Genomic DNA, 14,252 nt, shown 5'->3' with positions numbered 1-14,252 from the left:
TCCACGCGGTCCGCTCAGCGTCACTACAGCGACATATCCACCACAATACGCCCTTCAATTTTGCCGGCGTGCATGCGCGCAAAGATATCGTTGATGTTAGTCAGCGGCTCAACCGCGACATTCGCTTTCACCTTATGGCGACCGGCAAAATCCAGTGCCTCCTGCAGATCTTTACGCGTGCCGACAATCGAGCCGCGCACCGTAATGCCATCCAGCACCATGTCGAAGATCGAGAGATCGAATTTCCCCGGCGGCAGGCCGTTGAGCACCATGGTGCCGCCGCGACGCAGCGTGCCGATCGCCTGTTCAAACGCTTTTGGCGAGACCGCCGTCACCAGCACGCCGTGCGCACCGCCAAAACTTTCCTGGAACACTTTCGCCGGATCGACCTGCTTCGCATTGGCAACCACGCTGGCACCGAGCCGTTTGGCAAATGCCAGCTTATCGTCGTCGATATCGACCGCCGCCACGTTGAGCCCCATCGCCACCGCATACTGAATAGCCATGTGCCCCAGCCCGCCGATGCCGGAAACCACCACCCAGTCACCCGGTTTGGTATCGGTCATCTTCAGGCCTTTGTAAACCGTTACGCCAGCACATAAAATCGGTGCCACTTCATTAAACTCAACGTTATCCGGAATGATGCCGACGTAGTTGGCATCCGCCAGGCAGTACTCGGCAAAGCTGCCGTTGACCGAATAGCCGGCATTCTGCTGCGACAGACACAGCGTCTCCCAGCTGTCGAGGCAGTGCTCGCAGTGGCCACACGCCGAGTAGAGCCACGGTACGCCGACGCGATCGCCCAGTTTGAGATGTTTCACCCCTTCGCCAATGGCTACCACCTGCCCGACGCCTTCGTGACCGGGAATGAACGGCGGATTGGGCTTGATCGGCCAGTCGCCTTCGGCGGCGTGCAGGTCGGTGTGACACACGCCGGTGGCGGCGATTTTCACCAGAATCTGTCCTGGCCCAACGGACGGCACCGGCACCTGCTCAATCACCAGCGGTTCACCAAACGCCTTTACAATCGCGGCTTTCATGGTGGTTTTGATTTGCATATTCATCTTTCACTCTCCATTTGAACGGATGCGGACTCAGAACAGCCCCAGTGGCGCTGTGCCATAGCTGACCAGCAGATTTTTGGTTTGCTGATAGGCGCTGAGCGCCATTTTGTGGGTTTCACGCCCGACGCCCGACTGCTTGTAGCCACCGAATGCCGCATGGGCGGGATAGATGTGATAGCAGTTGGTCCAGACGCGACCGGCTTTAATGCCGCGGCCCATGCGATACGCCAGATTGGTATCGCGCGTCCACACGCCCGCGCCCAGACCAAACTGGGTTTCATTGGCGATCGCGAGCGCCTCTGCCTCATCGTGGAACGTGGTGACGCCAATCACTGGCCCAAAAATCTCCTCCTGGAAACAGCGCATCTGGTTGCTGCCCTTGATCAGAGTGGGCTGGATGTAGAATCCGTTATCCAGCTCCTCGGCGATATGCGCACGCTCGCCCCCTGTCAGAATCTGCCCCCCTTCCTCGCGGGCAATGTTGATATAGGACAGGATTTTGTCGAATTGCTGGCGGGAAGCCTGAGCACCGATCATGGTGTCGGTATCGAGCGGATCGCCACGGCGAATGGTGGCAACCTTGGCCAGCACCCGCTCCATAAAGGGCTGGTAGATCGATTCATGAATTAACGCACGCGATGGACAGGTACAGACTTCGCCCTGATTAAAGAAGCCCAGCACCAGCCCCTCGACCGCTTTCTCGATGAACGCCTCTTCACCCGACATCACATCCGCGAAGTAGATGTTGGGTGATTTGCCGCCCAGCTCGACGGTGCAGGGAATGATGTTCTCCGCCGCACAGGCCATGATATGCCGCCCGACCGGCGTGGATCCGGTAAAGGCAATTTTAGCGATGCGCTTGCTGGTGGCCAGCGCTTCGCCGGCTTCGCGGCCAAAGCCCTGCACCACATTCAGCACGCCCGGTGGGAACAGATCGCCAATCAGCTCCATCAGCAGCGTAATACCAAGCGGCGTCTGCTCAGCCGGTTTCAGCACCACGCAGTTACCGGCGGCCAGCGCCGGTGCCAGCTTCCACGCCGCCATGAGCAGCGGGAAATTCCACGGGATGATCTGTCCGACCACGCCGAGCGGCTCGTGGAAGTGATAGGCCACCGTGGTTTCGTCGATCTCGGCGGTGCTGCCCTCCTGCGCGCGCAGGCAGCCGGCAAAGTAGCGAAAATGGTCGACCGCCAGCGGCAGATCGGCGTTGAGCGTCTCGCGAATCGGTTTACCGTTATCCCAGCTCTCCGCTACCGCCAGCTTCTCAAGACTGGCTTCCATGCGATCGGCCACCTGCAGCAGCAGGTTGGCGCGCTGCTGTACGCTGGTTTTGCCCCACTCATCGGCGGCCTGATGCGCCGCATCCAGCGCCAGATCGATATCGCGCGCGTCGGATCGCGGGAACCGGGCAATATCGCTGCCGTCTACCGGCGAGGTGTTCATAAAGTACTGGCCGCTCAGCGGCTCGGTGAAGTTGCCGGCGATATAGTTGCCGTAGGTCGCCTGGAAAGAGACCAGCGCGCCGGGCGTGCCGGGATGTGCATAACGCATCGCAAACTCCTTATTATCAGGTCAGAGGGTCTGAACAGGCAGCGCAACTGCCTGTGTCGGTATTGCAGCGCGCGTGCCAGTTTTTTCTCATCAGGCGCAAAAGCGATAAATGCATTATTTATCAATCAAATAAATTCATGCCCCGCCAGCAAACCTGTCAGTCCTCCAGGACAAACGCGGTATCTGTGTTGCGTATCGCAACAGTGCAGAAACCCGAACGCTACAATATCGCAACACTTACACGCCGTTCTGAGGTCACTCATGCAGGGAAATTCAGCCGCGTCTGCCGTGCACGCCAACCCGCTGTTAAGCGACTCCTGGTTCCGCAGCCAGCTGTATGGATTAGAGCGCAGCGCCGACGATTTCCCGCGCGTGCGTCAGGGCGAGCTGGCCGATGTGCTGGCCAGCAACGCCGGGCTGCAGCAGTTTGCGCAGCCGGTCATCCGCCAGCTGGCGCAGCAGATGGCGGAGACGCAGTCGGTGGTGATCCTGTCCGATGCCAGCGGGCTGGTGCTGAACACCTTTGGCGATATGCAGGCGCTGGAGAAAGCCCAGCGCTTTGCCCTGGCTCCCGGTAATCTGTGGAGTGAATGCGGACGCGGCACCAATGCGATTGGCACCGCGCTGGCGATTGATGACGGCTGTGAAATTGATGGCCAGCAGCATTTCCTGACGCGCAATCAGGGTCTGTACTGCGCCGCGATGCCGTTGCAGATGCCCAACGGCCAGATAGCCGGCGTGCTGGATATCTCGGGTCCGGCACACTTTCCGCATCCGCATACCCTGAACCGGGTGAAAGCAGCGGCAAAGCAGATCGAGTACCTGTGGGTGAAGCAGAGCCTGCATCCGCAGCAGTGGCTGCTCAGTCTGCATCCGCAGCCGCAGGGCATCGACACCAGTGATGAACTGCTGCTGGTATTCTCTGACAATGTGCTGACCGCAGCCAACCGGCTGGCGATGCGCGAACTGGCTCTCAGCGCCGACCGCTTTGCCAGCCTGACGTTTCAGCAGCTGTTTCCGCAACTGCAGCAGCAGGCCAACAGCGTTCCCGCCGCGGTCGACATTGGCGCGCAGCGCTATTGGTTCCGCCTGCGCGCGCCGCAGCGCAGCCATGTCAGCGTGCCGGACAGTCGCACGCATGACTTGCCGCGCGTGCTGGGAGCTGACGGCGCAAAAATGCTGCGGTTGCTGGATGCCGGCGTTTCGCTGTGCATTTATGGTGAAACCGGCAGCGGCAAGGAGTATGTCAGCCGCGCGCTGCACCAGCAAAGCCGGTGGCGCAAGGGCAAGTTTGTCGCCATCAACTGTGCCGCCATCCCCGAAGCACTGATTGAATCCGAACTGTTTGGCTACCAGCCCGGCGCATTTACCGGCGCCAGTAAAAATGGCTACATCGGCAAAATTCGCGAAGCGGATGGCGGCGTGCTGTTTCTGGATGAAATCGGTGATATGCCGCTGACGCTGCAGACCCGTTTGCTGCGCGTGCTGCAGGAAAAAGAGGTGGCGCCGCTCGGCTCCAGTCGCAGCTGGCCGGTGAATTTTGCCGTGATTTGCGCCACGCATCGCGATCTGGCCCAGCGCGTGGCCGCCGGCGAATTTCGTGAAGATTTACTCTATCGTCTGCAGGAGTTCGCGCTGACCCTTCCGCCGCTGCGCGCCTGGCCGAACGTCGCCGGGTTTATCCGCGATTTATGGCAGGAGCTGGGGGCCGCGCAGCGTGGCGTACAGCTGTCTCCGGCGCTGCTGACGGCGCTGGCGCAGCAGCCGTGGCCGGGCAATGTGCGCCAGCTACGCAGTCTGCTGCGCGTGCTGCTGGCGCTTGCCGACGAGGGCGAAACGCTGACGGAAAGTCACCTGCCGGCAGAGTATCGCCGCCCGCCGGCACCGCCGCTGCGCGAACGCCACGATGAACAGCTGATCAGTGAAACGCTGCTGCGCTATGACGGCAATATCAGTAAAGCGGCGCAGGCGCTGGGGGTCGCGCGCAGCACGCTGTATCGTCGTGCGGCACGCGACAGAGGGGATTAATCGCGGAAGTTTTTGAACTGGAACGGCTGACCCAGGTTGCCACCGCGCACCAGCGCCATCGCACCCTGCAGATCGTCGCGGGATTTACCTGTGACGCGCAGCTCTTCACCCTGAATCTGCGTCTGCACTTTCAGTTTGCTGTCTTTGATCAGCTTAACGATTTTCTTCGCGACATCGCTTTCGATGCCTTTTTTCAGCTTCGCTTCAACGCTCCAGCTTTTACCGCTGTGCACAATCTCTTCCGGTACTTCAATCGCTGCGCCTTCAATGCCGCGCTTCAGCAGCTTTTCACGCAGAATATCCACCAGCTGCTTCACCTGAAAATCCGATTCGCTGGTGACTTTGATGGTCTCATTCTTTTCGTTGAGCTCAAAGCTGGCGCTCACGTTGCGGAAATCGAAACGGGTTGAGATCTCACGGTTGGCATTCTCCACCGCATTACGCACTTCCGGCAATTCGACTTCGGAAACGATATCGAAAGATGGCATCTTTTCTTCTCCTGATACTAAAGTGACATGCATAATACGCGTCTTGTCGCGCTAATAAAACACGCGACGCGGAAAGCTATAATTAAGGGTGTGACACCCATTCACCCACCCGCCAGCGGGAGGCATAATGAAAATTACCGTGTTGGGTTGCGGCGCCCTGGGGCAAATCTGGCTCGCGGCCCTTGCACGCCAGGGACATGACGTTCAGGGCTGGCTGCGCGTACCGCAGCCGTACTGTTCGGTCAACGTGGTTGATCCGCAGGGCCACGTCAGCAATCACACCTTCATCGCTAACGATCCGCTGTTTCTGGCTGAAAGCCAGCTGCTACTGGTGACCCTGAAAGCGCCACAGGTTTCCCCTGCGGTGAAAAACCTGCAAGGCGTGCTACCGCGCCACGCGCCGATCCTGCTGCTGCACAACGGCATGGGTACGATCGAAGAGCTCAAAGAAGTGCAGCAGCCGCTGCTGCGCGGCATCACCACGCACGCGGCTATGCGCGACGGCACGATGATCAAGCATGTCGCGCAGGGCATCACCCACATCGGACCTGCCAGCCGCGAAAGCGCGGCGCTGAGCGATATCGCCGATATTCTGCATCAGGCGCTGCCGGACGTGGCGTGGCACGATAACATCGCGTCCGCCAGCTGGCGCAAGCTGGCAGTTAACTGCGTGATCAACACGCTGACGGTTGAGCACGACTGCCAGAACGGCGCGCTGCGCGCCTGGCCGGAGCAGATTAACCGGCTGTGCGAGGAGCTGGCCTGGGTGATGGAGCGCGAGGGCCAGCACATTGCGCTGGATAACCTGCGCGACATTATCTACGACGTCATCGACAGCACCGCCGCCAACGTCTCCTCAATGCTGCAGGATGTGCGTGCGCAGCGTCAGACTGAAATTGATTACATTACCGGCTACCTGCTGCGCCGCGCCCGCGCGCAGGGGATTGCGCTGCCGGAAAACACCCGCCTGTACGACCTGATTAAACGCAAGGAGTCCCAATATGAGCGCGAACGCATCAGTGCTGGTTTGCCTGGCCCATGGCAGTGAAGAGACCGAAGCGGTCACCACCATTGACCTGCTGGTCCGCGCCGGCCTGAAGGTGACCACCGCCAGCGTGGAGAGTGATGGCACGCGCGAGATTGTCTGCTCCCGCGGCGTACGCCTGCTGGCTGACGCACCGCTGGTGGAAGTGGCGGATAACGATTTTGCCGCCATCGTTCTGCCGGGCGGCCTCAAAGGCGCTGAAACCTTCCGCGACAGCCCGCTGCTGGTGGAGACGGTACGCCAGTGTCATCTGTCAGGCAACATTGTCGCGGCGATCTGTGCCGCGCCGGGCACGGTACTGATACCGCATGACCTGTTTCCGGTGGGCAACATGACCGGTTTTCCCGGCCTGAAGCACACCATTCCGGAAGAGAAATGGATGGAGCGCCGCGTGGTGTGGGATCCGCGCGTTAATCTGCTGACCAGCCAGGGGCCGGGCACGGCGATCGATTTTGCCCTGAAGCTGATTGATCTGCTGGTGGATAAAGAGCAAGCGCGTGAAGTCGCGTCACAGCTGGTGCTGGCGGCAGGGATTTATAATTATCAGGAATTTGAAGAACGCGCGTAAAAAAGGTCGCCATCAATGGCGACCCCACGAGATCAGCGCACAGTTTTATTCGTCGCGGTGATTACAGGGTGCGCATTCCTGCGCACCGGGTTTTGCCCATGCACCCGAAATCAGGCGCGCCAGGCTTAACTCCCCCGCGCTTACGGACGGTACACCTTCACGTTCTTAAAGCCCTGCTCGTGCAGATACAACGCCTGCAACCGGCTCATCACGCCGCGATCGCAGTACAGCAACCAGGTTCTGCTCTGATCGAGATCGCCGAACTGGGTGCTCAGCTTATAAAACGGCAGCGATTTCACTTCCACGCCGGTCAGCGCCAGCGGCTTGTCGTCCTGTTCATCAATTGAACGGATATCCAGCACCACATCGTTGCCGCTGAATGACGCCACGGTTTCCACTTCCACCACTTCTTCTTCCGTCTGCTCCGCGATTTCACGGATATCGACGTTGCTGGCTTCCTGCACCACGCGCTGCAGAATGTCGAAATCGAAGTTCTGCTCTTCGGCTTCGATCTTCGCCTTCACCGCTTTCACCGTGGGGCTTTTCGAAATCACGCCGCAGTACTCCGGCATGGTGCGGGCGAAGTCTTCGGTGCCGATCTGACGCGCAATATTGATGATGTGCTCTTTATCGTGCGAGATCAGCGGGCGCAGAATCAGCGTGTCGGACGCGTTATCAATCAAACGCAGGTTAGTCAGCGTCTGGCTGGAGACCTGGCCCAGCGCCTCACCGGTCACCAGCGCCTGCACGCCGTAACGCTCAGCCACCATCGACGCCGCACGCACCATCATGCGCTTCAGCACCACGCCCATCTGGCCGTCATCAACTTTTTCCAGAATTTCACCCACCACCGGCTCAAAATTGATGGCGACAAAACGCACGCGATGTGAACGGCCAAAACGCTGCCACAGATAGTGCGCCACCTGACGCACGCCGATTTCATGCGCCGCGCCGCCGAGGTTAAAGAAGCAGTAGTGCACGCGACAGCCGCGGCGCATCAGCATATAGCTGGAGACGCCGGAGTCAAAGCCGCCGGAAATCAGCGACAGCACATCTTCCTGGGTGCCGATCGGGAAGCCGCCCAGGCCCTCATAGCGGCCGGTAATCAGCAGCAGGCGATCGTCTTCAATCTCCAGATTCACTGTCACATCCGGGTGATTCAGCTGCACGCGCGCGCTTTCAATGTGCTGATTGAGACCACCGCCGACGTAGCGCTCCACATCCTGCGAGCTAAAGCTGTGCTTGCCGCGACGCTTCACGCGCACGCAGAAGCTCTTGCCTTCCAGCCGCTCGCGGTTGAGCGCCAGCGTCTGCTCGAAGATATCGTGCATGTCGGTATAGGCGCGGTCTTCGACCGCCAGCACATGGTGGATACCGGGAATGCGCGTCAGCTCTTCCGTGACGGTGGCACGCAGCGCTTCCTTCTTCGCGCGCACTTCGATGTGATCCCAGTGGCGCACCACGGCGATCTCTTCGTCGAGGGTGCGCAGGGTATTACGGATATTACCGGTCAGAATTTTGATAAAGCGCAGGCGCACCGACTGACTTTTGATGGTGATTTCAGGGAAGAGCTTGATGATAAACTTCATGGCGACACAGCTTCGTTGGGCAAATAAGTGCTAAAATCATCAACACTTAGCTGGTAAAATCATATAATTGCGGGTTGGCATCAGCCACCGCATCCGAGGCGCGCAAGTATATCACCTTTGTCGGGTGACTGCTGTAAGCAACCTTCGCCGCATTGATTATTTTGCTAATCAATGCCCGTCGGCTACCATGGCCGATTGCAACATAATGTCCCAACCTGTGAGTCGACACTGATTATGCCGAAAAAAGCCGAAGCGCCCGTGAGTTTTGAAAACGCACTGCAGCAGCTGGAACAGATTGTCAGCCGTCTGGAGAGTGGCGAACTGCCGCTGGAAGAGGCGCTGAATGAATTCGAGCGCGGCGTACAGCTGGCACGCAGCGGCCAGCAAACCCTGCAGGCGGCGGAACAGCGCGTGCAGATTCTGCTGAGCGACGACAAAGACGCCCCGCTCGCCCCTTTCACGCCGGAAAATGAGTAATGGATTTCGTGCAACTGCAGCGCGCCTACCATGAGCGCGTGAACCAGGCGTTGACGCGCTTAATAGATCCACTTCCTTTTCAGAGTTCTCCTCTGGTGAACGCCATGCAATATGGGGCACTATTAGGCGGTAAGCGCCTGCGCCCGTTTCTGGTGTATGCCACTGGCGAGATGCTGCGCGCCGAGGCGGCCAGCCTGGATGCCCCCGCCGCAGCGGTGGAGTGCATTCACGCTTACTCATTGATTCATGATGACCTGCCGGCGATGGACGACGATGCGTTACGTCGCGGGCAGCCAACCTGCCATATCAAATATGGCGAAGACACGGCGATTCTGGCCGGCGATGCCCTGCAAACCCTGGCGTTTACCATTCTTGCGGACCAGCCGATGCCCGGCGTAAGCCCGCAGGATCGCATTGCCATGATTTCCGAACTGGCGCAGGCCAGCGGCGTGGCCGGCATGTGCGGTGGCCAGGCGCTGGATTTAGCCGCCGAAGGCCAATCCGTGGACTTGAACCAGCTGGAGCAGATCCATCGCCATAAAACCGGCGCGCTGATCCGCGCCGCCGTACGTCTCGGCGCCCTCACAGCAGGTGCAGCGGGCCGCGATGCGCTGCCGCAGCTGGATATCTACGCCAACGCCATCGGACTGGCGTTTCAGGTGCAGGATGACATCCTCGATGTGGTCGGCGATACCGCCGTTCTGGGCAAAACCCAGGGAGCCGATCAGGCGCTGGGGAAAAGTACTTACCCGGCGCTGCTGGGACTGGATAACGCGCGGGCCAAAGCGCAGGATCTCTATCGCGAAGCACTGGGCGCGCTGGAGGTACTGGCGGCACAGTCGTATGACACGTCCGCTCTGCAGGCGCTGGCCAGCTTTATAATTGAACGCGATAAATAACTTATATAATGAGTCTCTGATGAGTTTTGATATTGCAAAATACCCGACACTGGCGTTAGCAGGCACGGTTCAGGAATTACGTTTACTGCCTAAAGAAAAACTTCCGGACCTGTGCGACGAGCTGCGTCAGTATCTGCTGGACAGCGTGAGCCGCTCGTCCGGCCACTTTGCTTCGGGTCTGGGCGTCGTCGAGCTGACCGTCGCGTTGCATTATGTGTACAACACCCCGTTTGATCATCTGGTGTGGGACGTCGGCCATCAGGCCTATCCGCACAAGATTCTGACCGGCCGCCGCGACCGTATCGGCACTATCCGCCAGAAAAATGGCCTGCACCCGTTCCCATGGCGCGGCGAAAGCGAATATGACGTGCTGAGCGTGGGCCACTCGTCGACGTCCATCAGCGCCGGTCTCGGCATGGCCGTGGCCGCCGAACGCGAAGGCAAAGGTCGCCGTACCGCCTGTATCATTGGCGACGGCGCGATTACCGCGGGCATGGCGTTTGAAGCCATGAACCACGCCGGTGATATCAAGCCGGACATGCTGGTGATCCTCAACGACAACGAGATGTCGATCTCTGAGAACGTAGGCGCGCTGAACAATCGCCTGGCGCAGATTCTCTCGGGGAAAACCTATTCACGCCTGCGCGAAGGCGGCAAGCGCGTGCTGGGCGGGCTGCCGCCGATTAAAGAGCTGGTGAAGCGCACTGAAGAGCACCTGAAAGGCATGGTGGTGCCGGGCACGCTGTTTGAGGAGCTGGGCTTTAACTATATCGGTCCGGTCGACGGTCACGATGTGCTGACGCTGGTCAGTACGCTGAAGAATATGCGCGATCTGAAAGGGCCGCAGTTCCTGCACATCATGACCAAAAAGGGCAAGGGCTACGCGCCGGCGGAAGAAGATCCGATTACCTGGCACGCGGTGCCAAAATTCGATCCGGCCAGCGGCTCGCTGCCGAAAAGCGCGCCGGGCCTGCCGAGCTACTCGAAAATTTTTGGTAACTGGCTGAGCGAGATGGCCGCCGACGATGCGCGGCTGATGGCCGTGACGCCGGCCATGCGCGAAGGCTCCGGCATGGTGAGCTACTCGCGTGATTATCCGCAGCAGTATTTTGACGTGGCGATCGCCGAGCAGCATGCGGTGACGTTTGCCGCAGGCATGGCCATCGGCGGTTATAAGCCGGTGGTGGCGATTTACTCCACCTTCCTGCAGCGCGCCTACGACCAGGTGATTCACGACGTGGCAATTCAGCAATTGCCGGTACTGTTTGCTATCGATCGCGGCGGTATCGTGGGTGCCGACGGCCAGACGCACCAGGGGGCGTTTGATATCGCCTATCTGCGCTGCGTGCCGGGCATGGTGATCATGACGCCAAGCGATGAAAACGAGTGTCGTCAGATGCTTTACACCGGCTACCACTATCAGGATGGCCCGAGCGCGGTGCGCTATCCGCGCGGCACCGGCACCGGCGCCACGCTGGAACCGCTGGCCAGCCTGCCGCTTGGCAAAGGGGTGATTAAGCGCCGCGGCGAGCAGCTGGCGATCCTCAACTTTGGTACTCTGCTGCCGGAAGCACAGGCCGCCGCCGACGCGCTCAACGCCACGCTGGTCGACATGCGCTTTGTTAAGCCGCTGGATGAAGCCCTGATTAGCGAACTGGCGGCCAGCCACGACGCGCTGGTTACGCTGGAAGAAGGCGCGATCAAAGGCGGTGCCGGCAGCGGCGTCAATGAATACGTGATGGCGAAACGCCTGCGCGTGCCGGTGCTGAACCTCGGCCTGCCGGATGAGTTCATTCCGCAGGGGACGCAGGAAGAAGTGCGTCAGGATTATCAGCTGGACGCCGCAGGCATCCAGCAGCAAATCGCCGCCTGGCTGGCGCAGTAACCGCCCTTCCCCGCTCCTGCTGCTATGCTTGAGGGTAAAACCCCACGCATAAGAGCAGGAGCCCTTCATGAAAACCGTTCGTTTAGGCCAGACCGATCTGCAGGTTTCACGTCTCTGTTTAGGCTGTATGACCTATGGCGATCCGCTGCGCGGTAACCACGCCTGGACGCTGCCGGAAGAGAGCAGCCGACCGCTGATTAAGCAGGCGCTGGACGCGGGCATTAACTTCTTCGACACCGCTAACAGCTACTCCGACGGCAGCAGTGAGGAGATCCTCGGCCGCGCGCTCAAAGATTATGCGCAGCGCGATCGGGTGGTGGTGGCGACCAAAGTCTACTTTCCGCTGAGCAACCTGTCGCAGGGGCTGTCGCGCACCAATATTCTGCAGTCGATTGATGACAGCCTGACGCGGCTTGGCATGGAGTATGTCGATCTGCTGCAGATTCATCGCTGGGATTACGCCACGCCGATTGAAGAGACGCTGGAAGCGCTCGATCAGGTAGTGCGGTCAGGCAAAGCGCGTTACATCGGGGCTTCCTCGATGCATGCCACACAGTTTGCGCAGGCGCTGCAGTTACAGCAGCAGCATGGCTGGGCGCGTTTTGTCAGTATGCAGGATCAGTACAACCTGATTCAGCGCGAAGAAGAGAAGGAGATGCATCCGCTGTGCCAGCGCGAAGGCATCGCGGTGCTGCCATGGAGCCCGCTGGCGCGCGGTAAGCTGACGCGTCCGTGGGGAGAAACCACTGCGCGTTCGGTGTCGGATAACGTGATGGAAAAACTCTATACCGGCACCGAAGAGAATGACGCGGCCATTGCGCAACGGCTGGCAACGGTGGCTGCGGACAAAGGCGTGACGCGCGCGCAGGTGGCGCTGGCGTGGCTGCTGCATAAGCCGGTGGTTACCGCGCCGATTATTGGTGCCTCGCGCGAGCAGCAGTTTGCCGAGCTGGTGAAAGCCGTCGACGTGGAGCTGAGTTCAACCGATATCGCCGAGCTGGAGAGCGTCTACCAACCGCATCCGGTGGTGGGATTCGAGTAACGGTCCAGTCAGGTCGCCTTCAGGGCGACCTGATGTCACAGGCAGCGCATGCATGGCGACCTGCCTGCGGGCTAGGCATTCATGGCAACGCTTTCTGTAGGGTGCGCATTCATGCGCACCTGGCGCATTAAAGCACCAGCCCCAACCCATACAAAATCGCCGCTGAAATGACCCCGGCGATAATGTCATCGACCATAATGCCCATGCCGCCGTGCACGTTACGGTCGAACCAGCGAATCGGCCACGGCTTCCACATATCGAAAATACGGAAAATCACAAAGCCGGCCAGCACCCATTGCCAGCTCATCGCCGGTATCGCCATCAGCGTAATCCACATGCCGATGAACTCATCCCATACGATGCTGCCATGGTCGTGCACGCCCATATCACGCGCGGTGCGGTGACACAGGTAGACACCCACGCTAATGCCAATCAGCACCAGCAGCGAATACAGCTGCAGCGGCAGCAGCGTCATCAGCCACCAGAAGGGAATGGCAGCAATTGAACCGGCGGTGCCGGGCATAATCGGGCTCAGGCCGCTGCCAAAACCGGTCGCCAGCAGGTGCCACGGATTGGCCATGCGCAGACGGCTTTTGGCCACATCTTTATTTAGCGTCAAAGTGATCAAATCCCTTGTGATGGAAACTGCGCGGCTTGCCGTTCTCCAGCAGCGTCAGCCCTTCTGCTTCCGGCGCGATCTGGCCGATGCAGGTATACGCCACGCCAAGATGCCCCAGCGCCACATCCAGCGCACCACGATTGACTTCCGGCACGGTAAAGCACAGCTCATAATCCTCACCCCCGCTCAGCGCCCAGCGCAACACCTGTTCCGGCTCGAAGTGATCGCGCAACGCAGCCGACAGCGGCAGCGCATCCAGATTGATGCGGGCACCGACGCGGCTGGCGGTGAGAATGTGGCCGAGATCGGAGATCAGGCCATCGGACAGATCGATGGCTGACGTCGCCAGATTACGCAGCGCCTGGCCCTGCAGCACGCGCGGCATCGGGCGCAGATGACGCTTGATTAGCACTTCATGCACCGCCGGATCGTTCAGGCGATGATGGTGCTGCAGCAGCGACAGGCCGGCAGCGCTGTCGCCCAGCGTGCCGGTGACAAAAATCCAGTCACCCGGTTTGGCCCCGGCGCGCTTCAGCGCACGGCCCGCCGGCACCAGGCCATGAATGCCCAGCGTCAGGCTGAGCGGCCCGCGCGTGGTATCGCCGCCGATCAGCTGCATATCGTAATAATCCAGCAGCTCAAACAGGCTGTCGCTGAACGCCGCCAGCCACGGCTCATCCACTTCGGGCAGGGTTAACGCCAGCGTTAACCATGCCGGATCGGCGCCCATCGCCGCCAGGTCGCTCAGGTTAACCGCCAGCGCTTTGTAACCGAGATCGGCCGGATGGATATCACGTAAGAAATGCACGCCCGCCACCAGCGTATCGGTGCTGATGGCCAGCGTCTGTTTTTCCGGCACGTTAAGTAACGCGCAGTCGTCACCAATTCCCTTCTCCACATCGCGGCGGGAGCTGGTGACGCGGTTAAAATAACGTGCGATCAGTTCGAATTCACCACAGGACATAAGTCAGGTCTCAATGAAAAAAGGCCGGTGAGC

At 59.9% G+C, this 14,252-nt stretch carries 13 protein-coding genes; 7 read left to right on the top strand and 6 right to left on the bottom strand.

Features of this window, described 5'->3' with window-relative positions:
• Nucleotides 1-23: 23 nt before the first annotated feature.
• Nucleotides 24-1,064 carry an alcohol dehydrogenase AdhP gene (gene adhP, locus F3J41_RS00765; RefSeq protein WP_021507176.1) on the bottom strand — a complete coding sequence of 347 codons (1,041 nt, stop codon included), beginning with the start codon at nucleotides 1,062-1,064 and terminating at the stop codon, nucleotides 24-26.
• 30 nt (nucleotides 1,065-1,094) lie between these two features.
• Nucleotides 1,095-2,615 (bottom strand): aldehyde dehydrogenase family protein, encoded by a 1,521-nt coding sequence (locus F3J41_RS00760; protein ID WP_159377436.1) that lies wholly within the window; start codon nucleotides 2,613-2,615, stop codon nucleotides 1,095-1,097.
• Nucleotides 2,616-2,876: 261 nt separating this feature from the next.
• Between F3J41_RS00760 and F3J41_RS00755 the strand changes: the two genes are divergently transcribed.
• The gene (locus F3J41_RS00755) at nucleotides 2,877-4,643 is read left to right on the top strand and encodes a sigma-54-dependent Fis family transcriptional regulator (protein ID WP_152391296.1); all 1,767 of its coding nucleotides are present in this window, start codon (nucleotides 2,877-2,879) and stop codon (nucleotides 4,641-4,643) included.
• On the opposite strand, the gene F3J41_RS00750 is transcribed toward F3J41_RS00755, so the two are convergent.
• Nucleotides 4,640-5,131, bottom strand: a complete 492-nt coding sequence (locus F3J41_RS00750) for a YajQ family cyclic di-GMP-binding protein (protein WP_021507173.1) — start codon at nucleotides 5,129-5,131, stop codon at nucleotides 4,640-4,642. The two genes, F3J41_RS00755 and F3J41_RS00750, sit on opposite strands and share 4 nt — an antisense overlap.
• Before the next feature lie 127 nt (nucleotides 5,132-5,258).
• Between F3J41_RS00750 and panE the strand changes: the two genes are divergently transcribed.
• Both panE and yajL read left to right on the top strand, forming a co-directional pair.
• Nucleotides 5,259-6,179: a 2-dehydropantoate 2-reductase gene (gene panE / locus F3J41_RS00745; protein ID WP_166709687.1), complete on the top strand. Its 921-nt coding sequence runs from the start codon at nucleotides 5,259-5,261 to the stop codon at nucleotides 6,177-6,179.
• On the top strand, nucleotides 6,133-6,744 hold the full coding sequence (gene yajL / locus F3J41_RS00740) for a protein deglycase YajL (protein ID WP_166709685.1): 612 nt from the start codon (nucleotides 6,133-6,135) through the stop codon (nucleotides 6,742-6,744). Before panE ends, yajL begins: the two co-directional genes overlap by 47 nt.
• Nucleotides 6,745-6,884: 140 nt before the next feature.
• Here the strand turns inward: yajL and thiI are convergent, their stop codons facing one another.
• On the bottom strand, nucleotides 6,885-8,333 hold the full coding sequence (gene thiI / locus F3J41_RS00735) for a tRNA uracil 4-sulfurtransferase ThiI (protein WP_021507170.1): 1,449 nt from the start codon (nucleotides 8,331-8,333) through the stop codon (nucleotides 6,885-6,887).
• Between the two features lie 234 nt (nucleotides 8,334-8,567).
• Here thiI and xseB point away from each other — a divergent pair, with 234 nt between their 5' ends.
• From xseB to F3J41_RS00715, 4 genes are all read left to right on the top strand, one after another.
• Nucleotides 8,568-8,810, top strand: coding sequence for an exodeoxyribonuclease VII small subunit (xseB, locus tag F3J41_RS00730; protein WP_058757966.1), 243 nt, complete (start codon nucleotides 8,568-8,570; stop codon nucleotides 8,808-8,810).
• Nucleotides 8,810-9,709, top strand: a complete 900-nt coding sequence (ispA, locus tag F3J41_RS00725; protein ID WP_021507168.1) for a (2E,6E)-farnesyl diphosphate synthase — start codon at nucleotides 8,810-8,812, stop codon at nucleotides 9,707-9,709. The genes xseB and ispA overlap by 1 nt, the downstream gene beginning before the upstream one ends.
• A 19-nt stretch (nucleotides 9,710-9,728) precedes the next feature.
• Nucleotides 9,729-11,594 (top strand): 1-deoxy-D-xylulose-5-phosphate synthase, encoded by a 1,866-nt coding sequence (gene dxs, locus F3J41_RS00720; RefSeq protein WP_058781214.1) that lies wholly within the window; start codon nucleotides 9,729-9,731, stop codon nucleotides 11,592-11,594.
• Between the two features lie 67 nt (nucleotides 11,595-11,661).
• On the top strand, nucleotides 11,662-12,636 hold the full coding sequence (locus F3J41_RS00715) for an aldo/keto reductase (RefSeq protein WP_021507166.1): 975 nt from the start codon (nucleotides 11,662-11,664) through the stop codon (nucleotides 12,634-12,636).
• A gap of 127 nt (nucleotides 12,637-12,763) precedes the next feature.
• Here the strand turns inward: F3J41_RS00715 and pgpA are convergent, their stop codons facing one another.
• Together pgpA and thiL are read right to left on the bottom strand one after the other, a co-directional pair.
• The gene (pgpA, locus tag F3J41_RS00710) at nucleotides 12,764-13,255 is read right to left on the bottom strand and encodes a phosphatidylglycerophosphatase A (RefSeq protein ID WP_021507165.1); all 492 of its coding nucleotides are present in this window, start codon (nucleotides 13,253-13,255) and stop codon (nucleotides 12,764-12,766) included.
• Nucleotides 13,242-14,219, bottom strand: coding sequence for a thiamine-phosphate kinase (gene thiL, locus F3J41_RS00705; protein ID WP_021507164.1), 978 nt, complete (start codon nucleotides 14,217-14,219; stop codon nucleotides 13,242-13,244). The genes pgpA and thiL overlap by 14 nt, the downstream gene beginning before the upstream one ends.
• Nucleotides 14,220-14,252: the final 33 nt, after the last annotated feature.

The sequence above is a fragment of the Pantoea sp. Ap-870 genome, assembly GCF_011752515.1.
Taxonomy (GTDB): domain Bacteria; phylum Pseudomonadota; class Gammaproteobacteria; order Enterobacterales; family Enterobacteriaceae; genus Pantoea; species Pantoea dispersa.
This window is presented reverse-complemented; position numbering and strand designations above follow the sequence as displayed.